Consider the following 23601-nt stretch of genomic DNA (forward strand, 5'->3'; position numbering starts at 1 on the left):
CAGATTCGACTGCGGGGCGTTGTGTGCAGGATCGTTGTTGGCGGGACGATATGCCAAGCGCGGCGGATCGACTCCGAAACTTACACCAGCTCTTTCACCATAGGAACACAAGCCAGTTGAAGCCCGGAGGGTGAATGGTAAATCGCAGGGGCATCACCAACGAAACCGCATCGCCGGTAAAACTCTGCAGCGTTCAAAGTCGCGTCCAGGTTGACTTTCTCCAGCCCCAAGTCGCGAGCCAGGTGTTCAAGGTGGTCCAGGACCTTCATGCCGATGCCCTGCTGCATAAAGCTTGGGAGTACAAAGATCGCGCCGATTTCACTTTTCTCCAGATCAAGCATGCCTGTCGCCACGGGGGTACCCCGAATACATCCCAGATAGAAGTGCTTTTCCATCAGTTCGCTATACCCATTCTCAGGCGATCCTGCTGTCCAGGCCAGTATCTGCTCTGTGGTATAGGCGCCGACGCATTGGTGTCGTATCGCTAGAAGGCGAATGTCGAATGCTGTTTGGGAGTCGCTTTGCGTTGCTCGTCTAATCGTGAACATGTTTATTCTCCGTTAGCCAGAGGCGGACGGAAAACTAAAAAGCCCCGTCCATTTTCTGGCGGGGCCTTGGGGTAATTACGTCATTTTTTAAGCGCGCATAACCTCACGACCCGCCAGAGGCGGTCATCGAGGTGTACATCATGTTCATGCCGGGTGTATGGATCATAGTCAGATGGTCTTCTGGATGATCGGATTTGTCAATCTTGGGGCGGAGTCAAGGTTCAGCCCTGAGCGCAATAGCGGTCATGACCACCTGTTTGCATTCGATCGGACCAGCATGGCTTCGTGGCCATGGTCGGTAGAGAGCGACTCGAACGGACTTGTCCTCCAACGCCACATCAACGGTCGATGCGTTATTATCGTCTTTCGACATCAGCCAAGGAGGCACCCATGAGCATTCGTGGTAAAGACCGACAGATCGACAACATTGAGTTCAATGTCGGCGACATCGCCCGTAGCAAAGCCTTCTACGGCGAGGCGTTCGGCTGGACGTTCGTCGATTACGGCCCTGCCTATACAGAATTCAGTGATGGTCGCCTTACGGGGGGCTTCACTACGGGAGAGCCCGTTCGCCCCGGCGGCCCTTTGATCATTTTGTACTCGGATGATCTCGATGGGGCGCAGCAGCGGCTCAAAGCCTTGGGGGCTGTTATTTCCCGCGAAACCTTTTCGTTCCCTGGTGGAAGCAGGTTCCACTTCATTGATCCAGATGGCTATGAGCTGGCGGTTTGGACCGCTCAGCCGTAGGCCCCGGCCTCTCTTGAATGGACTGGGTCAGTTTTCAATCAGCGCCAACAGCTCACGCCATCTCGGAGGAGCGTGCCAGCGCTTGCGTGTCGATATATTCGCGGATGTTTGTCACTTTGCCATTGCGAACAGTCATGGCGAAGACAAAATGGTCCTCGAACGTCCTGTTCGTGGCCTTAACTTTCCCCGTGGCGAACCCGACCATCAGAACCCGGTCCCCCTGCGCTACAAATTCGGGGGGCTCCGGGAATGAAGTTTCCATTTCGCAAGCCTTCTGAAGCAAATCCGCCAATCCCTGGTGCCCGCGGTGCGTGCCGGCCAGCGGCCAGTCCTTGCCCGGAATGATCCACTCGATATCTTCGGCAGACAATGCCAGCAGACCGGGCCTATCGCCGCGGCCCATGGCTGCAAAAAAACTCTTTACAGTCTGGACATTCCCTTGTGTGCTCATCGAAATCTCTCCATGTCCTTTTACCTGGGAACGTGTCCGATCTCATCGGACACGTTGTGGACCTGCTGGTGAGGACGGGGTGTCGGTGATTCAGCCGATATCGACTTTCATGGCGATGTCCCAGCTGCCGGCGCCGTTTTTGGCCAGGCCGATCATCATCAGGCCGAGCGCCTCGAGCGTCTGGGCCATCTGCAGGCCGCCAACATCCAACGGACGCAGCCCGAGACTCTCGAGAAACGTCGAGACCCGCGCCTTGGCGTGCGCATCGTCCGCCGCGATGAACGCGTCGAGGCGTTCACCCTTGGCAAGTACGTGGCCGAAGAGGGTATTGAACGCCTTGACGACATGCGCGCTGGCGGGGGCGCCCTTGGCGATCTCCTGCGCACCGGAACTGCCGTGGGGGGTAACGAGGCCCGAGAGATCGGGAGCGACCGGGTTGGTGATATCGATGATCACCTTACCGTCGAGCGATTTCCCAAAGTCGGCCAGTACCGCCACCGCACTGGGGTACGGCACGGCGAGAATGACGATGTCGCCCGCCGGAGTGGCGCCGTAAGTCCCGGTGATCGCTCCGGAGGCGAGCTTGTCGGCAAGCGCCTGTGCCTTGGCGGGATCGCGGCTGAATACCTCGACGGTGTGTCCGGCCTTGGCAATACGGCCGGCGACCGCCGTGGCCATGCCTCCCGAACCGATAATGCTGATAGTGCTCATGTGCAGTCTCCGTTCTGAAATCAGGTATTTTTCGTCTTTTCTGGACGGGTTACGCCGTCGCGGCTTGGCCACCCGCCGGGCGCAGTGCTGCCCGGCGGTATGCCGTCACCTCATCAGACGGCCGGGAAGTAATGACCGTTATCAAGATCGGCGAAGAGTCCGGGCTGGGTCGGTTCCCAACCAAGAACCTGGCGCGTGATGGCGTTCGATGTCGGAGTGTCCAGCGTGACCAGATTCGCCAGGAACCCGAAGTAGCCAGGCAGCATCAGCACGTCCGCGGGAATCGGCACGGCCGGCAGATTCAATCGGCTGGCAATGGCTTCGGCGATCTGGCGGTACGGGATAGCCACTTCGGCGATTGCATGCCAGCTTCTGCCCGCGGCGCCTTTCTCCAGCGCCAGTCGAAACACGCTGGCGAGGTCACGGGCGTGCACGGCCCCCCAACGGTTGGCACCGTCTCCGGGGTAGCCGACGACACCCTTTTCCTTGGCCAGCCCGATCAACAGTGGAAGGAAGCCGGCGTTATCAGTGGCGCTGTGCATGATCTCAGGGATCCGCACGATCGAAGACCGTATGCCCTTTTCGGCGAGACCGATCACCGTGGTTTCCACGATGTTCCGAACCCGCAGGGTATTCTTGTACGGATCGCCGCCGGGAAGGGGCGGATCCTCCTCGGTGGCCGCCCGGCCCAGGCCCTCCCAGCCGGGCGAGCCGACGCTTCCAGACACGACCAACGGTTTTCCGCTTCCGGCCAGTGCTTGGCCATAGGCGAGCATGATCTCAAGCTCCGCGGCCGCAACGGCGTTGATCCCGCCGGTTGGAATCAGGTCCTGCCGGTGCGCGAGGTGGATGACGCCGTCCGAGGCTGCGGCCGCCTCCTTGAGCCCGTCGAGATCCTCGAGATGGCCGCGATGTACCTTGGCGCCGAGCGCAGCCGCCTGCGCGGCGGCCTTGTCGGACCGAGCCAGGGCCGTGACCTCATGGCCGGCGGCGATAAGATCGGAGATGATGTACGGACCGGAATGGCCGGTGCCGCCAGTGACAAAAACGCGCATATGCGTGCTCCTCGTGGGTGATGGGGTGCGAGAAAAGGTGTCAGGGGACTGTGCCGGGCGCATTGGCGATCCAGCGCCCCGCCGTCAGCTCAAGTCAGTCGGTGGAAAGTAATGGCCGTTGTCCAGATCCTCGATCAGACCGGGCTGAACGGGGTCCCAGCCAAGAGCCTGGCGGGTGATGGCGTTCGACGCGGGAAGGTCCAGCGTGGCCACTGCCGCCAGGAACCCAAAGTAGCCCGGCAGCATCAGCTCGTCCGCGGGGATGCTCACGGCGGGTATTCCCAGGCGAGCGGCTATAGCCTCGGCGATCTCGCGGAACGGGATTCCCTCGTCGCCGATCGCGTGCCAGGTTTTGCCTGCGGCCCCTTTCTCGAGCGCCAGGCGGAACAGAGAGGCTAGATCGCGGACGTGCACGGCGGGCCAGCGGTTCTTGCCGTCTCCCGGATAGCCGGCGAAACCCTTTGTTTTCGCGAGCGTGATCAACTGCAGGCGACCGGTCGCACTGTGTAAGAGCGTGGGAATCCGCACGACCGACGATCTGACACCTCGCTCGGCGAGGCCCACGACGGCGGTTTCCACGATATTGCGTGTCAACAGAGTGCCTGAGTCGTTCGGGCCGCTGGGTAGAGCGGGATCCTCTTCGGTCGCCGGGCGGCCCAGACTGACCGGTGCGCCGATAGGCGCCGCCCTGCCCACATTCATGGGCGTGCCGATACTGCCTGCAACGACCAGTGGCTTATTCGTGCCCGCCAGCGCCTCGCCGAACGCGAGGACGGTCGCGAGTTCCGATTCGGCCAAGGCGGCGATCCCGCCGGACGAAAGCAGTTCGGCCCTGTATCCGAGGTGAATGACGCCGTCGGACTCAACCGCCGCCGCCTTGAGCCCTTTGAGGTCGGCAAGATCTCCACGACGCACCTTGGCGCCGAGCGCTGCCGCCGCTGCCGCGGACGCGTCTGACCTCGCCAGAGCGACGACCTCGTGGCCGGCTGCGATGAGGTCGGGGATGACGTACGAACCGACGTGGCCGGTGCCGCCAGTGACGAAAACGAGCATGTTATTGGCCCTTCTGAGCAGTGTGATACGAAACGCGCTGGTGCGACTGCGTTCAACTTAGAAGCCATGCTGGTCGTCTCGCTTGCAAAAAGCAAGTGAATTGCAGAAATTCACTTGCTCCATGCAAGCGATGTTAAGGTCCGGTCATGAAAAAAACCTCGATTTCTCGAGATTAAGGAGTGAACCAGAGGGCAAGAAAAAACGAGGTCAGAAACCTCGCGACCGGCAGCAACGGGTCGATTCTGTTGAAAAAGTCGACCCTGAACGGTCACATCGTCAATGTCCGTTCAGGGTCGAAGGCTCTGCCTGCTCCGCTATTGCAGCGGAACATACACATCTGTTTGCCATTGATCCTGCGGTGTCTCGGGATAGATGCTCAGGTAATTGAAGAACAGCGGCTGGTCACGCAGTTCCTCTCCACTGGCAGGAAGCCAATCGCGGTAAATCGGATAGATCGTTTCGCCGATGTGATCCGGTGACCCCACGTGTCGCACCACGACGCAGCGACCGCCAGGAATGACGATCTCGTGCACGCCGAACTCATTCGGTGCCACGGCCTCGTGAATCTCGCCGCAGATTGCGAAGCGGAATGCTTCTGGCGGTGTCGTATCGGGGTTGTTATAGGGAATGCCAAAGTTGCGACTCGATGCCACCGGCGACTGTCCGCTCTGCATACGCCACTCGATGAACCTGCGCACGCTCTCATTGACGAGCCCGGGTGGTCCGCAGTGCTCGAGCGCGGCTACCTTGACCTCAGGGAAATCTACGATTCGTATTTGCATGACAATAGTCCTGGAAAAGTGAGGGATGGCGAACACCGCATTCCAGACCTGCCAGTTCGGTTCCTTCCTGAACGCACTCGGCGTCGTACCGAATGCCCGTCTGAACGCCCGGCAAAATGCCTCGGGACTTTCAAAGCCGGCACCGAGTGCGGCGTCCAGTACCGAGTGATCAGCGAGGGCGGCCAGGCGATGTGCCGCACGTCGTAGTCGCATCAGTTGCACATAACGTGAGACAGGCACGCCAACGAACGCGGTGAATTGTCGATGGAAGTGAAACGCCGAAAAGTTCGCCACATGGCTCAACGTCTTCACCGACAGGTCACCTTCGAGATTGGCATCAATGTAGGCGAGTACGGCGTTGAAGCGCTTTGTGTAAGCGAAATGGGTCGGCATGTCGGGCACTGGGAAAAGCTCCTGGAAGTACGGTCGGCAATAGAATCGACTATAGCGGCGCGGACGTGCCTAGCCGCGCTTGCTCAAGACCCATTTTGGATGGGCCAATACGATCTCTTCCAAGGCGTTCCTCTATCGTTTGAGCCGCTGTTATCAGCTGACACCTACTACTGAAGTACCCAATATCCAGGCGGGCCGGCGGTGCTCGGCAGCGTGCATTGCCAGGTAGGCTTTGAGGTTTTCGTCACCGATCCCCAAGGTGTATAAGATTTCAGCCATGAAACTGACCGGAGCGGTACCCGGCGCCGTAATTACGCGCTTATCGGCGATCGCATAGGGGACATCCTGATAGTAAGCCGCTCCACCGTAATTCAGTTTCGACAGGTTCTCTGCCGAGTTGGAGGTGTGGCGCAGGTTATCGAGCACGCCCGATTGTGCTAACACGCGGGTACCGTCGCAAATGCCGGCGAGGATGATGTTTCTTTCATGGGCCGCGATAACCAGGTCCGTGATATTCGGGGCCTGATCGGTCTGCCAAACGGTACCCCCACAGATGATCAGCAGGTCGAGCTCATCGAGCTGTATGGCTTCGATCGCCAGGTGTGGGGTGACGATCATCCCACCAGAGGAGGTGACTTGGGTGCCCCCTGAGGTCGCGAAGCGTGTATCGAAGCCGTAGTAGCCACGACCGGTGGAGTTGATCAGGGCTGTTTCCCAATCCGAAAAATTCTCGGTGAGAATAGTAATGGCACGTGTCATTAGAGTGTCCTTCTCTGACGGCATTGATAAATATCTGAGGGGGCCTTTTCCTCGTAGGCCAAAGGGTAACAAACACGATCGTCAGTTTTTGTCAGTAGCACTTGGGGCGTGCGTAGGGATGGTGTCAACTTCATGCCGCGCTGGGTTTTGAGAAGCGCTTTACGACGCGCTCGCCAGTGGTAGCGCTTCCAGTGCACTGGCGAGGAAATCGACAAACACCCGAACTTTCTGCGACACATGCCGATGGCTGGCATACAGCACATAGATTGCGCGCCGAGACATCGATTGCTCGGGGGAGCAGTTGCAACAACTGGCCGCTGTCGAGCAAGGGCTTGGCGATGAACGAGGGCAGATCGCCGATACCGATGCCGGCCAGCACCGCCCTCGCTGACTACGTCCAGCAGGCGGTCGTCGAGAATGACATGACATCGGCATATGCATGCTCGCCTGGTCAGGCTGTTCCAGTCTGTTGGCGAGCAGCGCCAATACCCAGCGGGTGATTCGGCTGAAAAAAGCATGGAACACTTCTATCTCGGTCAAATGGGATCAGCCTGTAAGGGTTGCGTCGGAGCCGACAAGGCACATGAGTCAAAGGCTGTCGCCCCCGGCAGGGTTTGCCAGGCCGACGGGCCGGCGGCGATTTCCTGAGCACTCAACAGGCAGTTGTCGAGCTCACGCTGCAACACCTCGGTATCCAGATCCTGGCCGATAAAGACCAACTCCTGTCGGCAATCGCCGACAATGCTGTCCCACTTGGCCATGATGCTCTGCAACCGATATTCATCCCGCGGCCATTGCGACTGCTCGATGAAATTCCACCAGCGCCCGACATAGTCCCACTGGAACTGCCTGCCGCTTTGCACCAGAAGGCCGGTTTCCAGGTGCCGACTGGCGAGCCAGAAGTAACCTTTGCTGCGCAGCAGGTGCCCGTTGCGCCAGGGCCGCTCGAGAAAATCGAGCAAGCGCTGTGGGTGAAACGGGGCGCGCTCGCGGTACACCCAGGACGTCACGCCATAGGTGTCCGACTCGGAGGCCGGTGTGTCGTCGGCCTCCATTTTCTTCATCCAGCCCGGTGACGCCGCGAGGCTGGGTAAATCAAACAGGTGGGTACCGAGGATGCCTGATAACCCAACGTTACCGTGGGCCATCGGCATGATCCGCGCGGTCGGGTTAAGGCCGGTAAGAATCGCATGCACGGCCTGGTAACCAGGCTCATCGATCAGGTCCAGTTTGTTGACGAGAATGACGTTGGCGTACTCCACTTGCTCGATCAGCAGATCTGCCAGATGGCGCTTGGGCGTGTCCTCATGTGCGTCGTCGCGGGCCACGATGTCCGGCGACTCGAGCAACGCCCGAAAACGGCTGCCATCGACCACCGTCACCAAGGTATCGAGCCGTGCCAGCTCGCTGAGGCTGAAGCCCTCTGCGTCAAGGAACGCGAACGTCTCCGCAACCGGCATCGGCTCAGAGATCCCCGTGGATTCAATAAGCAGGTAATCGAAACGCTGCTGACGTGCCAGGGTACTGATCTGCTCGAGCAAATCGGCGCGCAGCGTGCAGCAGATACAGCCATTGCTCATCTCGATCAACTCATCGCGACCGCGGTGCAGTGACACGTCGCGCCGCACCGCTTCGGCATCGATGTTGACGTCGCTCATGTCATTGACGATGACTGCCACTCTCAGGCCTTCGCGATTGCGCAGGATATGGTTGAGCAGGGTGGTTTTGCCGGCGCCGAGGAAGCCAGAAAGCACGGTCACCGGCAGTCGGCCCGCCTGGGCGCCGTCTATCATGCGTTCACCGCTTGTTTGCTGGCGGCCTTATCCAGGTAGCTTTCGAACAGGTCGACCACCACAAACCCCTCATCGGCCGCATCGCCCCACAGATCTTTCACGCGGAACTCGACGTGGTAGGTCGGCTGATGCGCCGCACTCGTATCGCCATGGCCAATCGCGTCCGGGAACGGCCACTTTTCGGAGGTGCGGTGCAGGACCACGCCTTCCTTGCCGCGCACGTAGGCCGGCATGCGGATATGCCCGGCCACATACTCGTCTCGCACGACAACCCGGTCGCCCACCTCGAAGGGCGCTCGGCCGGTGATCGCCGGACGACCTTCAGCATGCGCGGGGTTCGCCAGCTTGAAGTGCGACCCCAAGGCCTGATCGAGCTCCGCCTGAGTGATGACGCCCGTTTCAACCAGCAGGGTGGCGGTGGCGATGACGTAGCGTTCGTAGTACTGGGTGCCGACATGCTGGCGAACATCCAGGCGTTCGACGGCGTGACGTACTTCGTCCACGCTGAACTTCTTCAAGTGATCGGCACCGATAAACATCAAGCTGTAGGCCAGGTGTTCCCAGTCCTGTTTGAACACCTGTTTGTAGCTAAGGCTATTGATGGAGTGAGGGACTTTTCCAAAGCCTTGGAAACCGCCGAGATCGTGAAAGCCATCCATAATAAAAACTCCGGGAGTTGAACGATGATGCGTTGTTTTTCTCAGTCAACGCGGGGCAGGGCGACACCAATCAGCACGTCTTTCGTCACCAGCTTCTGCAGCTGCTCTTCACTCATGTGCTCGGAGCCTTCAGGCCTTACCGGCAACACCAGGTAGCGGCTTTCGGCGCTGGTGTCCCAGACCTTGACCACCACGTCGCTCGGCAACTCCGTCCCCAGCTCGCGCAGGACCGTGCGACCCTCCCGGACCAGCCGCGCACGAAATTCAAAGCCCTTGTACCACTCAGGTGGCAGGCCGAGGACAGGCCAGTTGGTGCAGGAGCACAGGCTGCAGACAATGACGTTCTTGACCCCCGACGTATCTTCCAGGGCGACGATGTACTCGCCCTGGGGGCCGGTATAGCCGAACTGGGCACAGGCGGCCGTGCCGTCCTTGAGCAACAGCGCCCGGAACTGCGGATCGACCCAGGCCTTGGCGACCACACGAGCGCCGTTCTCCGGGCTCCAGTCGTGCTCCATCAATTGCGTGAGTTGCTCGACGTAGCCCTCTGGGATGAGTGCCTTGCTCTTGAGGACTTGAAACAATGCCCATGCCCGCTCACCGGGCGTTGAAGTGGTCGCAGTTGTGGAAGTAGATGGACTCATTGGGTATCTCCTATCAGTCAACGCGGTTGTGGAGTGATTGAAACGTGCCGGCCTTTCTTATTTTCTTCAGGTAAGAGACTCAGAGCGTGCGCCAGTCCACCGCGGCTTCAAACGCCGCCGCGGCCTGGTAGATCGTGCCTTCGGCATAGTGCCTGGCGACCAGCATCAGCCCGACGGGCAGGCCGTCCACCAGACCGCACGGAATCGACATGGCGGGATGCCCGGTGATGTCCTGCGCGGCGGTATTGCCGATCATTTCCAGCGCGCGCATCACATACTCAGTGATCGAGCAATCCGCTGCCGGGTGGGGTTGGGCCGTGATGGGCGTGGTCGGCATCACCAGCAGGTCATAGGTCTGCAGTGCCTTGTCATAGCCTTGCCGGGCAAAGCGTGCGAGGTTTTGGGCCTTGGCGTAATAACGGCCGTTGTAGTGCGTCAGGCCGTATTGGCCGACGAACATGCACAGTTTGAGCGACGCGGATAATTGGTCAGCCTGCTCGCGCCAGCCGGCTTGTTTGTCCAGCAGGCCGACGTCGTAAAGTCCTTTCCAGTTAAAGCCCGCGCCGTTGCCATGCATCATCTGCATGGTCAAACCTTCGCAGCCAATGGGGTGCCACAACGACCCCGCCAGGTTGTGTTCGGGAATGGACACCGGCTCGACATGCGCGCCCAACGCCTCGAGACGGGCGATGGCTTCGCGCACCTTGTCTGCCACGCGGGGATCCTGGTTGGCCAGCGCGAACCCCTCCTGCAGCACGCCGATTCTGAGCCCGCCCAGCCCCCGTGCCAGGTAGCTGCAATAGTCATCGACCTGCGGCGCCGCCTGGCGTGGGTCGAGTCCATCCGAACCGGCCAGGGCCTGCAGCATCAGCGCGTTGTCGCGCACGTTGGCGGTAATGGGGCCGACATGATCGATCGTGGCTTCAATCGCCATGATGCCGGTGTAGGGCACCAAGCCATGGGTCGGCTTCATGCCGTAGGTACCGCAGAACGACGATGGGATTCGTATGGATCCGCCTTGATCGCCGCCCACGGCGATGTCCACCTCGCCGGCGGCGACCAATGCCGCACTGCCCGACGAAGAGCCGCCCGCGGCATAACCCTGGCGATGTGGGTTGTGCACTGGGGCAGGATCAGAGGTGTGGCTGCCCCCCGAAAGGCAGTAGTGCTCGCAGGTAGCTTTACCGAGGATGATTGCGCCGGCATCGAGCAAACGCGTGACCACGGTGGCATCAAACCCCGGTACAAAGCCTTCCAAAGGCGCAGCGCCGTTCATCATCGGGACGCAGGCCAAGGCGATGTTGTCTTTGAGCGCCACGGTTTTGCCGGCCAGCAGGCCCTCACGGGCGCCATTCACTTCAGTCCGGTAGTACCAGGCGTTCAGCGGGTTTTCCTTGTCCGAGGGGCGATAGCCTGAACTGCGGTCGTAGCGAATGGGGGGAACGAAATCGCACAGTTCGTCGACCAGGTCGTATGCATCGAAACTCGGTTGCATCAGATCCAGGTAGGACGCGGCCTGCTCGTGCGTCAGTTGCATGTTCAACTGACTCGCGATGGCTAAAAGCTGATCAAGCGTGGGACGAATAATGGCCATGGTTTTCCTGTCTTCTTATCAATTCAATCCGGTGGCAATGGGGCCCAAATTAGGCATCTATCGCCGTCTGCGCATGGTTGAGCAGGACACTCACTTGGTTGAAAAGGACATCGGGATTCAGAAGACTTTCAAGACGCGCAGATTCAGACGTGCACCTTCCTTGAAGCCTTGCTCTACCTCGATGTCCTTGCCGAGTTGAGCCTGGAGTTGCAGCGTTGGATCGACAAAGTGAGTGACGGTAAAACGTGCGTAGGACGTCGAGACACCGTCGTGCTGGTCAACGCCGTCCACGGTGGTCGCGGCCCCGGTGACGTAGCCCCCGCCGAGTGCGAACGTGGTGCTGGGCGTCCAGTTGTAGCGCACGGCGGCCTGGTATTCGTACCGGGTGTTTTCTTCGAGTTTCGCGCTTGTGGCGCCGTAGTCATTATTGGTCGATACCCAGGACACGTCCGCGACGTTGTCCAACGCCCATTGCGCGGAAAAGTGATGGATGTAGGCCGCTTGTAACGTCGCCCGCCAGCGGTTCTCGCCCAGGTTCAAGGCATCATTTTTGTTGTAGCTGCCGATGGGGATGTACAGATAGGGGGCGAGGGCGAACACATCTTTGTTCGCGGTGGGTAATGTCCACTTGAGGGGCGCGGTGAGAATCGGGTCGCCCACGCCATGGGTGTCGCCCAGCGCCCCGGCATCGCCCGAGGCGTTCATGTAGCCGAACGGCAGCAATATCTGCGGTTCCCATGAAAGGTTCTCGCAAAGGCCTATGGCGTGGATGTAACGCAGGATGCCCACATCTGAGCTGAGCTTGGCGTTATCGGAGGTTCTATGGCCGTCTTGATAAAGGTCAGACCGTTGCGCGTGTTGGTAGTAGAACAACATGGCATTGGCCCCGGCGGGCAGCGGCTCGAAATCCCCCGGCGCTACTTCAAGGGCCTGGCTTTTGACAAATGGCAACATTCCCAGCACAAGCACTATTCGACTCAATTTCATGATCAAATTCCTGGCAAAAAGTGGCCCCTACCCCATGCGCTAGAGATGAGGGACCAAAAAGTGATGGCGTGAATCCAGGGGCAGACAGGGACAAGGAGCATCCTCATCCAAGCCGCATTTGTCGGTGTTGAGTGTCAGGCCGGCGCGGCAACGGCATCCCGCAGCATTCCGGTGTGCGGATGGCAGTTGATGTACTCGAAGATCTGGCTCTTGGCGTCCGACACCGACACTTCGTGGTACAGCCGTAACTTTTTCAAACCCGCGGCCACGCGGAAGAACGTCACGAAAATACGCAGGTGGGTAGGATGGGATTCGGCCCAGCGTTCGAGTTTCTCCACCGAGCGCCAGTGGCCGATGTTGTAGCTGACGTCGAGAAAGTTGCCGTCCAGGTCGATATTGCGCACGAACCGGTTGCTGTAGCAGCCCAACGGTTGGCCATTGTCACGAAGGAAGTCCATGCCGTCCTGCAAGGTCGGCAAAATTTCGTCGAGGTACAGCGAGCGTTCGTCCGCCTCGGCATCCGCCCAGTCCTGGCCTGAACGAATCAGCGTGAGGTTGTCATGCCCCAGGACCACGACCCGTCCGCCCCGGGCAGGGTCACCCACGATCACTTGCAGCTCGCTCGTAGGCTTCATCCAGTCGGTCTGGGAGATCGGGAAGCGGTCGCGCATCGATCCCCAGTAACCGTGCTCTTCGATCTCGTCACTGGTCGCATCCATGACCGCGCCGACACCGGGCAGATTGTCCCGGAAGGCGTACAACGTCTCGAACTGCTCGGCGCGCGGTGCGGTGATTTCGCGGAAATAGCCAAGACCATCATTGAGGCGATCCGGTGAAGCCCACCAGTCGTTTACCTCAGGCGAGCGTAACCAGCGACAGTGGGCGGCAGGGTCTTTCCAGTACGCGACCACAATCAAATTATCAAAGCCGCTGTTGTCGGTGTGGTGGGTCAAATCATGGATCTGCGGGCCATCGGCCAGGCTGAAACTGCCGACGATGTGACGCATGGCCTGCAGCGCGGCGTCGCGCTGTGCCTCGCCTCGATACTGCACACCAAGGTAAGCCATCACCACTTGTTGCAACTGCTCGTCGGCGCGTGCAACCCACATCGGAAAGGGCGGCTGGTACTCTTCAGGCACGCGGCGAGACAGGGTGCGTGGGCATTTGAGATGTGTGTCGATTGCAGATTCCATCTTGAACTCCTCGTTATTTTCGTTCAGGCCTACGGGTGGGTGTCAGCGCGTCAGCGGCTGGTCGCGCTTGGCGATCTGTCGTCGGTACAGCAGCCTCATGGCTCCCCATTCAATCAACCAATAAGCCGACTCTTCAGGCACAAGGTCGCGCCTTTGCAGAAACCAGGAGCAATCAGCCAATCGTTGTGAAGACGGTCGATGCATGGCGTGCCTCATCAGGGGGATATGAGCTGCTGTGAGGTGGAAATTAGGCTGGACGGTGAGGGGGCGCTTGGTTCGTCGGGACAACCGTTTGGTTGGAAAAGACAGCGCTGGGCTGACGGTCCACCCATGACCGGCGTTGGTGCGCCGGTGCCGAAGGTCGCGTTTTTTGCCTCTAAATGGGGATGGCGAGGGCGTCAAAAGCCTTGCCGACGTGGAGACAACCTCGATGAAAACCCGCCGTTGCCTCCTCAAGGATGCCCGTGAGTGCGCTTGGCCTATTAATTGCTCTCGGTGACAAACCCGTTACACCTTCTCGAGTTCTTACCGCATCGCTGTACCGAGGTCCGTGCTATGAACCCAAGCACTCAGTATTCGACCCTTGCCGTTCCTGCACCACGTCGCTTTGATTATTGGAAAGAAGTGGTCTGCCGTCATTGCCTGGCGGCCGATAGCAAACCCTTGTCCCAGAGCAATTTCGACGGCGCGCTTGCCGTCAATACCGTAGGCGATCTGGACCTCTGTTCGCTGTCATCGCCACTGCATTACTGGGAACGTTCCGAGCGGCACCTGCGCAGCGGTCCGGCCGAAGATTTATGGTTGGGTTTCGCTCTAAATGGCCATGGCCAGATTGAGCAAGGCGCGAGAAAAGCCAGTCTGGCGGCTGGGAATCTGTTTCTTTATGACGCAACTCAGGCGTTTCGCTTCAGCTTCGGTGGTACCGAAAACCACCTGGTCCGTATTCCGCGAGCCTTGCTCACCGAGCGGCTACCGCGTATCGCGGAATACACCGCGATGGTCCTCGACGACCGGCGCCCCGGCGTAATTCCCTTGCGTGAGATGCTGCGTCAGGCCGCAAGCACGCCGGTATCGTTGCAGGATGAGCACATCGCCAAGCGTTATTCAGCGGCATTGATCGACCTGCTTGTGATCAGCCTGGAACTCCAGGACCTCAACACCACCCACCAAGAGCTGGACCTCTACGGCCGCATCATGAAGTACATCCAACGGCATTTGACCGAGCCGGACCTGTCGATTGAGGTCATCGCCCAGGCCCACAATGTATCCACCCGAACCGTTACGCGGGCGTTCGCGCGCTACCAGAAAACCCCCGTTGCGGAAATTTGGAAAGAGCGCCTGAACGCCAGCCGTGAAGCGATTGAACGCGGCCAGGTACGCAGCGTGTCCCAGGCGGCGCTGGACTTCGGGTTTTCTGATTTCTCCCATTTCAGTCATGCGTTTCGCAAAGCGTTTGGTGTGGCGCCGAATACGCTTTTGCGCCGGAATTGACGTTGCCAGGTTTATCAAGTCGACGTGAAGATGGGCGCTTCGTCAGGCTTAATGAGTCAGTGCTTAAACCGGCAACGGTGCGGCAGTTTAGGCTGCACCGGAAGTGAGTGTCCGGTTTGGAAAGAAACTCATCATGACCCTGTGCCTTGCCTGGGCGAACGCACGCCTTGTGGTTCAGACCGGAAGGCGGAATTGCTTACGTAAGGTCCTGTCGAAGAATCCTGCGGGGGCAAAGCGGCGCAACAAACTGATTTGTTGTGCTGTCTTCCCGGCAGTGTAGCGATGGTGAGGGCGGACATCGGTCGCCGCTTTCACGACTACCGCCGCCACGACTTCTGGACGATCGGCTTTCGGCATCACCTCGCCTAGCAATGCCCTGAACCCGGCTCGAGCCTGATCGTACTCCTTCAACTGCGAGTCCGGCTCAATGCCGTTTTGATCGAAGACGGTACGCACGAATGCGGGCTCGATGACCGAGACGCGAATATCGAAGGCACGTACCTCGTGATCGAGAGATTCCGAATAACCTTCCAGAGCATGCTTGACCGCCGAATAATGGGCAGAGTAGGGCGCGGGTACCAACCCTAGAATCGATCCGATATTGATGATGCGGCCTTGGCTATGTTCCCGCATCGACGGTAATACCGCATTGGTCATCCGGATGACGCCAAACAAATTGACATCGAACAATGCTTGCACCTGCGAGATCGAGAATTCCTCTGCACCACCAAGCAGACCTACACCCGCATTATTGACCAAAAGGTCGATCCGCCCGGTCTGAGCGAGCACAGTAGAAACGAGAGCATTGACAGAGTCATCGTCTGTCACATCGCAAGTGAGCATGGACACCTGCGTTGGACTGGCACTCGCCTTCCGACTCGTGCCAAATACCCTATACCCTGCACGCACCAGAGCCTCAGCAGTAGCTTGACCAATACCGGATGATGCACCGGTCACTATCGCGGTTCTTTCGGAAGGTGTTTTCATTTGATACTCCAGTGTGTCCGTGAGTCGCTATCGGCGATAGCCCGCTCGCATACGTCTGACCCTCGTCCTGAGCTTCAGTGATCGAGTGCCAGTTGTCGTCATATGAGTTTGATGACCACCTTGCCTTTGGCTCTGCCTCGTTCCACATAACTCAAGGCCTCAGCCGTTGACTCGAAAGGGACGGTTCGGTCGATCACCGGTTTGATAACTCCGGACTCGACAAGCGCCGTGATTTTCTCTAATTGAGCGCCGCTCGCGCGCATAAACACGAACGCATATCTGACGTTCTTTTGGCGGGCTTTTCTGCGTATGCCGCTGCTCAACAGACGCATTACCCAACCCAGTCCCCAGAACAGCTTTTGTTCTTTTGCGAACGCTGCCGTCGGTGGCCCGGAGATGGAGATAAGCTGGCCACCAGGCTTGAGAATGCTCAGTGATTTTTCCAGCTCGACAGGGCCGAGGCTGTTCAGTACAACGTCGTAGTCGCGCAAAACGTCTTCGAAGTTTTGCTGCTTGTAGTCGATGACGACGTCTGCTCCCAACGCCTTGACCCAATCCACGTTACGGGTGCTGGTCGTCGTCGCAACGAAGGCGCCCAGGTGTTTTGCAAGCTGGATGGCAACTGTGCCGACTCCGCCGGAACCCGCGTGGATAAAGACCTTTTGCCCCTTCTTCAATTGTGCTGTTTCAACCAGCACCTGCCAGGCAGTCAGCGCAACCAAGGGCAGGGAAGCTGCTTCCTCCATGGTGGTATTTTTGGGTTTCAGTGCGAGGGCACTTTCCTCAACCGCGATCAGCTCGGCAAAGCCTCCTATACGCGCCTGGGGCGGGCGGGCATAGACCTCATCACCGGGCTTGAAGTGGCGCACGCCTGGCCCCACGCGAACGACGACGCCGGCTAAGTCGTTACCCATGATCAGCGGGAATTTGTACGGCAGGATCAGTTTGAATTCACCTTTGCTGATCTTCAAATCCAGCAGGTTGACGCTGCTGGCATGCACCTCGACCAGGACGTCGTTGATTCCCGGTTCTGGTTGCGGTACCTCGGCAATACGTCCATGGCTCTTGCCGTAACGGTCGATCAGAAAGGCTTTCATGATTCAGTTCTCATGGTTTCAATGGGATGGCAACATGCGCCCCCCAGCGTGCCGCTATAAGACGAGCCGAAGGTGTTCAGGCATCCGAAAATGCCGTAATAGATGCTCTTGAATGGATGTCGAAAAGCGATTCAGTCCCTCTGACTGTTCAGCCCTGCGCGGAGCTGGATTCGGCAAGCGTCGGGTAGTCGATATAGCCGACTGCACCTCCGCCATACAGAGTCGTCGGGTCGAATGTGGATAAGGTGGCGCGGCTCTTGAGCCGCTCTACCAAATCGGGGTTGCCAATAAACGGACGTCCGAAGGCGATCAGATCAGCCTTGTCATCTTTGAGTTGGGATGCCGCTAGATTCAGGTCATAGCCGTTGTTGGCAATGTAGGTATTTTTGAAGCGCCGGCGTAGGGAGCCAAAATCAAAAGGGGCGACGTTGCGCGGCCCGCCAGTTGCACCTTCAACCACATGCAGGTAAACCAGGTCCAAGGCATCGAGCTGATCGACGACGTAATCAAACTGCTGCTGCGGATCACTGCTTGAAACGCCGTTGGCAGGTGACACGGGAGAAATTCGGATGCCTGTTCGATCAGCACCGATCTCGTCCACCACTGCAGCAGTGACTTCGAGCAGCAAGCGCGCACGGTTTTCAACCGAGCCACCGTAGGCATCAGTGCGAACGTTGGAGCCGTCCTTGAGGAATTGATCCAGTAAATAGCCGTTTGCGCCGTGGATCTCTACGCCGTCAAATCCTGCAGCGATGGCGTTTTTCGCTGCTTGGCGAAAGTCATTGACGATCCCAGGCAACTCTTCGATATCCAGGGCTCGGGGGGCTGAGACATCTGCGAAGCTGTTGTTGACGAATACCTTCGTCGCGGCTTGCAGGGCAGAAGGCGCTACCGGGGCAACACCGTTTTTCTGAAGGTCGACGTGGGATACGCGCCCGACATGCCACAGCTGCAAGAAAATGCGTCCGCCTTTGGCATGAACTGCGTCGGTGACTTTTCGCCAGCCCTCTATCTGCGCCTCTGTATAGATACCGGGCGTATCTTGATAGCCCTGACCTTGCTGCGAGATCTGGGATGCCTCGGAAATCAGCAAGCCTGCCGACGCTCTCTGACTGTAATAGGTTGCAGCGTGCTCACTGGGAACAAAGCCTGTCCCCGCGCGGTTTCGCGTCAGTGGCGCCATTACAATTCTATTGGAAAGCGTCAGTGAGCCCAGTGTGTAGGGTTCAAACAAGCTTTTGTCGTTCATATCGATTCCATACACGTTGATCAGAGACGGCGATCTGCGCCGCGCAGCTGCAGGGACGTGCGGCTGTGATTTTATGATGTCGATCATACTCAAAGATGTCAACAGTTTTGATTATGACCGACATCAGAGTATATTCGGTTAATTGTTCAGGAGAGGCAGGGGCTCGAAATGAAGATCACCAAGACGCAATCACTTGCCAACCGGGCTCATATCGTGGACACAGCGTCAGAGCTGTTTCGTGAGCGTGGCTACGATGGTGTGGGGGTGGCGGAGCTCATGGCGACTGCCGGTTTTACCCAGGGAGGCTTCTACAAACATTTCGGCTCCAAGGCCGACTTGATGGCCGAAGCGGCTGAAAACAGCCTTTCAAAATCCCTCTCGAGCACCAGCGATCTCGACGTGGCGGGATTTGTAAATCTGTACGTGTCGAGGGATCACAGAGATGGCAGGGGAGCGGGTTGTACTATGGCCGCCCTGTGTGGTGACGCCGCCCGTCAGTCAGATGATTTGAAGGCGACCTTTGCCAATGGCGTTGAAAACACGCTTGCAGCACTCGAGGAAAAGTACACAGCGGGTCTGGATGCGAAGAAGCAAGAGGTTCGAGCGAAAATGATCGACCTGCTAGCCCATGCAATCGGTGCTGTCATGCTGTCACGGGCGTGTCCGGATGACTCCTCTCTCGCGGATGAAATACTGGAAACTTGCCGTGCTGAGATAATGGCATCACTGCCACCGAGTCAAAAAAGCAGCCTCTAGAGCACCATCGGCGATGATGATTTCACTGGTGCCAGCTTTTTTCCAGGGCCAGGCCCAGTGTCGGAGCCGTCAGTGCATCATCAGCTTCGAGACACAGATCAAGGCTCACTTTGAACCCTCCTTTGTCAGCCTATAACGCCCATTCTCCGAATGAAATGGTGAGTTATTCGACGACTATACCTGGCTGATAATGAGAATTAGTTTTAACTGCGAATAGTTTGCTATAGCATGCTTGGGTGTTGTTGGCGTTTTTACCCTCTGCATTGACCTATTCGTAAAGGTTTTCCTCTCCATGCGTCAAACCCTGCTTTCCATTTGTGTGCTGCAAGCGTTGTCGTCTTCCTCATGGGCTGAACAAACGGATGTAACCCCCTCAACCCTTGAGCTGGACGCAACCGATGTCATCGGTACCGCGAATTACGAAAGGGCGGACGGCCCGGTGCAGGGTTATCGGGCAACACGCTCGGCCAGCGCCACGCGTACTGATACGTCTATCCATGAAACGCCACAATCGATCAGTGTGGTGTCGAAAGAGGCAGTCGAGGATCTCGGGGCTACCCGTTTGCAAGATGCGCTGGATTACGCCGGGGGCGTTGGGCGGGCGAACAATTTCGGCGGGCAGGGCCTGACCACGTTTACAGTTCGCGGCTTCACCACTGGCGAGTTTTATCGCAACGGTTTTCCGATCAATCGCGGCTACCCGAATATGCCGGATGCCAACACTATCGAGCGACTCGAAGTGCTGCGCGGCCCGGCAACCATGCTCTACGGTCGTGGTGATCCTGGCGGGACGTTCAACGTGGTTTCCAAGCAGCCGCTGGCCGAGCGCACCGTCACCCTGGGCAGTCAATTGAACGATCAGGGCATGAAGCGCGGCACGCTGGACGCTTCCGGTCCGCTCGACGAAGAGGGCCGCCTCGCTTATCGACTGAACTTGGTGGGCGAGGGCGGCGACACCTTCCGCGATCACGTCGAGACAGAGCGCTACGGCATCGCGCCGGTACTGACGTGGCAGGCGACTGACGCGACCAAGCTGATTTTCGAAGGCGATTTCATGCGCAACAACGCGCCGCTGGATCGCGGCGTTACACGTTACGCCAGGCAGATTGGCATCGCCTCTCGCGACAGCTTTTTCGGCGAAAAAGACGTTGGCAAATTGCATAACGACAACAACATGGCGCAACTGCGTTTCGAGCACATGCTCAACGACGACTGGACGCTGGGCGGCGGCTTCCAGTGGCTCGATGGTTCGCTCAAGGGCAACGCGATCGAGGCCAACGGTATTGCCGCTGACGGCCGCACCCTGGGACGCAACTTCAACTATCGCAAGCTGGAATGGACCGACAAGGACACCCAGCTCAATCTGACTGGCCATTTCGACATCGGTGGTTTGCAGCACACCTTGCTCACCGGTATCGAGTACGAAGAGTACGACTACAAGTCGGTCATTCAACGCTCCAGTGGTGCGGTCGATGCGTACCCGATCGACATCTTCGATCCGGTGTACGGCCAGCCGCGTCCCGCACTGACTCGTACGCCGACCCACGACAAGGAAAACCTCAAGACTTATGCCGCGTTCGTGCAGGATCAGGTGGCATTGACCGACAAACTGAAAGTACTGGCAGGCGCTCGTTTCGAACGCTTCGAACATGACTACGAAACCTACGTGCCGGGCGGCAAGAATTGGCAGGCCAGTGACAACGCGGTGACCCCGCGCATCGGCGTGACCTACGATTTGACCGAGACTTTAGCGGTATACGCCGACACCGCGCGCTCATTCAAGCCCAACACTGGCGCAAGCCGTCTCGGCGGTGGGTTTGCACCGGAGAAGGGCACGTCTCACGAAATGGGGATCAAGTGGGAAGCACTGGATCGGCAGTTGAGTGTCGATGCGGCGATCTATCAGATCGAGAAACGTAACGTATTGACCACCGATCCTGTTGATTCGACCTTCAGCGTTGCTGCCGGTGAAGTGCGCAGCCGCGGTTTCGACGTCAACGTCGCCGGCAACATCACCCCCGAATGGCGCTTGATCGGCGGCTACGCCTATGTCGATGCCGTGGTGACCAAAGATAACGTGCTGCGCTCTGGCACGCGCCTGCTGAACATCCCGAAAAACAGCTTCAGCCTGCTCAATATGTATGAGTTCCAGGACGGTACTCTCAAGGGGCTAGGCCTGGGCACCGGCCTCAAGTACGTCGACGAGCGCGCAGGCCAAACCGCCAACACCGCGTTTTCGATGGGCAGTTACACCGTCGTCGACTTGCTCAGCTTCTACAAGATCAATGACCAGGTGCGGCTCAATCTCGACGTGAAAAACCTGTTTGATCGCGACTACGAAGAAGGCGCGTTCGGCAACGTTTATGCCTATCCGGGTGCGCCACGAACCGTGCAAGTCGGCATTTCCTATACGTTGTAGTGCTCTTTGCCATTGCTTCCCCGATCTGATCCGGTGACTCCACGTGTCGTATTACGACACAGCGACCGGCAGGCATGACGATCTCCTGCACGCCGAACTCATTCGGCGCCACGGCCTCGTGAATCTGCGACCTTGGGTGTTTAGCTGGCGCTACTCCTTAGATAAAAAACGTTCGGTGATCATTGCCACCGCCTGCGCCGGAGAGGTCAGGGCGGTGTCTATATTAAACGGAGCGGTATCCCAAGCCTCATATTCATGATCCAGTACAGACTGCCAGGTTGGTGGGGTCAGTCCAGGAATATCAATTTTTCTGGTTTCTACCCGGCGCTGATGTTCATGTTTATCGGAGCAGATCACTTGGATGTTCACTAATGGAGCACCAGCGCGTGTGGCGATATCGCTCCACGCCCTTCGGCTTTCGATCACTGGGTTAACACAGTCAACTATGACCGTGCTGCCAAAACGAAGATTGCTCAGAGCAAGCTCATTGGCGACCATGTAACCGCTCCGTCCTACATCTTGTGCAAGAGCACCAGAGTCGCGAATAGCCTGCTCAATCGTATCGATCCGCAGATACACAGCACTTGTTCTGGTGGCAAGGTCACTTGCGATAGTCGTTTTTCCGGTACCTGGAAGGCCGCTGAAGACAATGAGCATTCTATGTCCTTGGGTGAGTGGGTTACCCAGCATAGCTGGCTGCCCGTTATGCGGCAGCAACTGGTCGATTTCACTGGCCCGTCGCGCCGCCAGTCAGCGGCTTTTCAAGTCACGTCTTATGGAGGCTTACGTCATGCAAACTGCAATTTTCGTTCTCCTCACCTAACGTCCAGCTAATATCCTCACGCCTCGGAATGCAAAAAACCGCCTACTCGCCTGAAAAGGCGGGTAGGCGGTCAGTTAGCCTCAGTCAAACTGGGGCCGGGTGGGTTCAACGGGCAGGAGCAGGTAGGTGAATTGCCTGTTTGCCGAGGTGATGATCCAGAGCACCTTCGCCGCTCCAACGTCAACGTCGTATTGCGAGAACAAGCTGGCGCCGGTCAGCACCGCCCGTTCGTTTTTCAGTCTGTCCGCCCCAGGCAATTCTCCCCAATCACCACAGAGATGACGGTCCAGAAAATGCGCCATGTCCAACAGACCTTGTTGAGCAAGCGCCTCTACACCCTGGGTCATGACGACTTCACCGAAAGCAAAGAGCTCTCCAGGAATCCGTTTTTCAAGTGCCTCGGCCTCATACCTGAGCATGAGCGTCAGCACATGCAGTTCATCTTCCTTCCGATCTACGACCAGGCGCAGATCCAACAGGACTCGATCTGATCGCTCACCCGTGGAGGGAAAGCATTCGTGGCTGAAGTCAAAGAACATAGGCTCGTCGTCCCACGCCTCCTGGATGATGGTTTCGTGAACGGCCTGAAGTACTGCAGTCAGGCGACAGCCCTGTTCGGCGATGTTCAGTGGCTTTGCTATGTAAACACTTTCATTCCAAGCCTTAATCGTGAAAACGACAGGTAGGTCGAGCAGTGCTTCTTGTTGCGGTGTGAGTGAATCCAGTTTCATGGGTCTCTCCAGAAAAGCCCAAAACGGAGAGACACTGCGCCCGGACGGGGAGTGTTCCCCGCATGGGCAGAAAGTGTGGTGTATCAGTACGGCGGGGACAGTGCCCACTGTCTAAAGCGTTTAAGCTACAGGCCGAAACCTGCCGGTAGAGCAGTAAAGCTTTGGCTCATGAAACTATTTTCCAATGAGGAAATCATTAACCACTTTTATCCCTATACCCACGACAGCAGTGACGATGACGCTGAGCTGCCAGTGCACGTATTTGAATTTTGACTCGACGCTTTTGATGGCCGCCTCTAGTTTGATACCTTGCTGTTCAAGAGCATTTTCAAGCTTTACAGCCATTTGGTTTAGTGCTGTTTCCTGTGCTTTGATTGCGGTGTCAGTTTGACGGCCTTGCTTTTCCATCGACAATCGGAATTCATAGCCTTGTGTTTCTATTGCACGTCGAAACTCGCTGCCTTGCTCCTTGATTTCAGCGCGAAGCTCGATCCCCTGGGTAACAATCGCTTGGCTGAGCGCGTTTATCTGCTCGCCATGGGTTTTGACCGTGTCGCCTAGCTCTTTGCTCGAGCCACGCAGGTCTCGACCCAGGTCGACGGTTTTTTGGATCAACTGCTTCTCCACTCGTACCAAATCGGATTTCGTTGCTACGTTTCGCACTTCGGCCTCCCAAGCC

Annotated in this window: 23 protein-coding genes and 2 pseudogenes; 4 read left to right on the forward strand and 21 right to left on the reverse strand. The window is 58.0% G+C overall.

Annotated features, from left to right (window positions below):
• Nucleotides 1-80: 80 nt before the first annotated feature.
• Nucleotides 81-548, reverse strand: a complete 468-nt coding sequence (locus M5C56_RS30365) for a GNAT family N-acetyltransferase (protein ID WP_103497514.1) — start codon at nt 546-548, stop codon at nt 81-83.
• A 390-nt stretch (nt 549-938) separates the two neighbouring features.
• Here M5C56_RS30365 and M5C56_RS30370 point away from each other — a divergent pair, with 390 nt between their 5' ends.
• Nucleotides 939-1295, forward strand: coding sequence for a VOC family protein (locus M5C56_RS30370; protein ID WP_103497513.1), 357 nt, complete (start codon nt 939-941; stop codon nt 1293-1295).
• A gap of 52 nt (nt 1296-1347) precedes the next feature.
• Here M5C56_RS30370 and M5C56_RS30375 read toward each other — a convergent pair whose 3' ends face one another.
• From M5C56_RS30375 to M5C56_RS30430, 13 genes are all read right to left on the reverse strand, one after another.
• Nucleotides 1348-1746: a nuclear transport factor 2 family protein gene (locus M5C56_RS30375; RefSeq protein WP_103497512.1), complete on the reverse strand. Its 399-nt coding sequence runs from the start codon at nt 1744-1746 to the stop codon at nt 1348-1350.
• Nucleotides 1747-1836: 90 nt separating this feature from the next.
• Entirely contained in the window at nt 1837-2457 is a 621-nt protein-coding gene (locus M5C56_RS30380) for an NAD(P)-binding domain-containing protein (RefSeq protein WP_103497511.1), read from the reverse strand.
• Nucleotides 2458-2570: 113 nt separating this feature from the next.
• Entirely contained in the window at nt 2571-3512 is a 942-nt protein-coding gene (locus tag M5C56_RS30385; protein ID WP_103497510.1) for an SDR family oxidoreductase, read from the reverse strand.
• A gap of 84 nt (nt 3513-3596) precedes the next feature.
• Entirely contained in the window at nt 3597-4565 is a 969-nt protein-coding gene (locus M5C56_RS30390; protein ID WP_103497509.1) for an SDR family oxidoreductase, read from the reverse strand.
• Nucleotides 4566-4879: 314 nt separating this feature from the next.
• Nucleotides 4880-5749 carry an AraC family transcriptional regulator gene (locus M5C56_RS30395; RefSeq protein WP_103497508.1) on the reverse strand — a complete coding sequence of 290 codons (870 nt, stop codon included), beginning with the start codon at nt 5747-5749 and terminating at the stop codon, nt 4880-4882.
• 144 nt (nt 5750-5893) lie between these two features.
• The gene (locus M5C56_RS30400; RefSeq protein WP_103497507.1) at nt 5894-6499 is read right to left on the reverse strand and encodes a DJ-1/PfpI family protein; all 606 of its coding nucleotides are present in this window, start codon (nt 6497-6499) and stop codon (nt 5894-5896) included.
• 159 nt (nt 6500-6658) lie between these two features.
• Nucleotides 6659-6781 (reverse strand): hypothetical protein, encoded by a 123-nt coding sequence (locus tag M5C56_RS32430; RefSeq protein ID WP_281438953.1) that lies wholly within the window; start codon nt 6779-6781, stop codon nt 6659-6661.
• A 254-nt stretch (nt 6782-7035) separates the two neighbouring features.
• Nucleotides 7036-8292 (reverse strand): GTP-binding protein, encoded by a 1257-nt coding sequence (locus M5C56_RS30405; protein WP_103497506.1) that lies wholly within the window; start codon nt 8290-8292, stop codon nt 7036-7038.
• Nucleotides 8289-8951: a nitrile hydratase subunit beta gene (gene nthB / locus M5C56_RS30410; protein WP_103497505.1), complete on the reverse strand. Its 663-nt coding sequence runs from the start codon at nt 8949-8951 to the stop codon at nt 8289-8291. The genes M5C56_RS30405 and nthB overlap by 4 nt, the downstream gene beginning before the upstream one ends.
• Nucleotides 8952-8992: 41 nt before the next feature.
• Nucleotides 8993-9595, reverse strand: a complete 603-nt coding sequence (gene nthA / locus M5C56_RS30415) for a nitrile hydratase subunit alpha (RefSeq protein ID WP_103497504.1) — start codon at nt 9593-9595, stop codon at nt 8993-8995.
• Between the two features lie 79 nt (nt 9596-9674).
• On the reverse strand, nt 9675-11189 hold the full coding sequence (locus tag M5C56_RS30420; RefSeq protein WP_103497503.1) for an amidase: 1515 nt from the start codon (nt 11187-11189) through the stop codon (nt 9675-9677).
• A gap of 117 nt (nt 11190-11306) precedes the next feature.
• Nucleotides 11307-12176, reverse strand: a complete 870-nt coding sequence (locus M5C56_RS30425) for a transporter (RefSeq protein WP_103497502.1) — start codon at nt 12174-12176, stop codon at nt 11307-11309.
• Nucleotides 12177-12310: 134 nt separating this feature from the next.
• The gene (locus M5C56_RS30430) at nt 12311-13369 is read right to left on the reverse strand and encodes a phenylacetaldoxime dehydratase family protein (RefSeq protein WP_103497501.1); all 1059 of its coding nucleotides are present in this window, start codon (nt 13367-13369) and stop codon (nt 12311-12313) included.
• A 555-nt stretch (nt 13370-13924) separates the two neighbouring features.
• Here M5C56_RS30430 and M5C56_RS30435 point away from each other — a divergent pair.
• The gene (locus M5C56_RS30435; protein WP_103497500.1) at nt 13925-14860 is read left to right on the forward strand and encodes a helix-turn-helix domain-containing protein; all 936 of its coding nucleotides are present in this window, start codon (nt 13925-13927) and stop codon (nt 14858-14860) included.
• Nucleotides 14861-15034: 174 nt separating this feature from the next.
• Here the strand turns inward: M5C56_RS30435 and M5C56_RS30440 are convergent, their stop codons facing one another.
• From M5C56_RS30440 to M5C56_RS30450, 3 genes are all read right to left on the reverse strand, one after another.
• Nucleotides 15035-15847, reverse strand: coding sequence for an oxidoreductase (locus M5C56_RS30440; RefSeq protein ID WP_103497499.1), 813 nt, complete (start codon nt 15845-15847; stop codon nt 15035-15037).
• A gap of 98 nt (nt 15848-15945) precedes the next feature.
• Nucleotides 15946-16944 (reverse strand): NADP-dependent oxidoreductase, encoded by a 999-nt coding sequence (locus M5C56_RS30445; protein ID WP_103497498.1) that lies wholly within the window; start codon nt 16942-16944, stop codon nt 15946-15948.
• A gap of 148 nt (nt 16945-17092) precedes the next feature.
• The gene (locus M5C56_RS30450) at nt 17093-18193 is read right to left on the reverse strand and encodes an alkene reductase (RefSeq protein ID WP_103497497.1); all 1101 of its coding nucleotides are present in this window, start codon (nt 18191-18193) and stop codon (nt 17093-17095) included.
• A gap of 168 nt (nt 18194-18361) precedes the next feature.
• Here M5C56_RS30450 and M5C56_RS30455 point away from each other — a divergent pair, with 168 nt between their 5' ends.
• Both M5C56_RS30455 and M5C56_RS30460 read left to right on the forward strand, forming a co-directional pair.
• Entirely contained in the window at nt 18362-18949 is a 588-nt protein-coding gene (locus tag M5C56_RS30455) for a TetR/AcrR family transcriptional regulator (protein WP_103497496.1), read from the forward strand.
• Between the two features lie 292 nt (nt 18950-19241).
• Nucleotides 19242-21368, forward strand: coding sequence for a TonB-dependent siderophore receptor (locus M5C56_RS30460; RefSeq protein ID WP_103497495.1), 2127 nt, complete (start codon nt 19242-19244; stop codon nt 21366-21368).
• Between the two features lie 10 nt (nt 21369-21378).
• Here the strand turns inward: M5C56_RS30460 and M5C56_RS30465 are convergent.
• From M5C56_RS30465 to M5C56_RS30480, 4 genes and pseudogenes are all read right to left on the reverse strand, one after another.
• A pseudogene (locus M5C56_RS30465) lies at nt 21379-21495 on the reverse strand (AraC family transcriptional regulator); the annotation flags it as partial.
• A 23-nt stretch (nt 21496-21518) separates the two neighbouring features.
• Nucleotides 21519-22025, reverse strand: a complete 507-nt coding sequence (locus M5C56_RS30470) for an AAA family ATPase (RefSeq protein WP_103497494.1) — start codon at nt 22023-22025, stop codon at nt 21519-21521.
• Between the two features lie 246 nt (nt 22026-22271).
• Nucleotides 22272-22922, reverse strand: coding sequence for a hypothetical protein (locus M5C56_RS30475; protein ID WP_247263428.1), 651 nt, complete (start codon nt 22920-22922; stop codon nt 22272-22274).
• A 174-nt stretch (nt 22923-23096) separates the two neighbouring features.
• Nucleotides 23097-23601, reverse strand: a pseudogene (locus tag M5C56_RS30480) (hypothetical protein); the annotation flags it as partial.

This window comes from Pseudomonas sp. MWU13-2862 (genome assembly GCF_023242495.1).
In the GTDB taxonomy this organism is placed as follows: domain Bacteria; phylum Pseudomonadota; class Gammaproteobacteria; order Pseudomonadales; family Pseudomonadaceae; genus Aquipseudomonas; species Aquipseudomonas gingeri_D.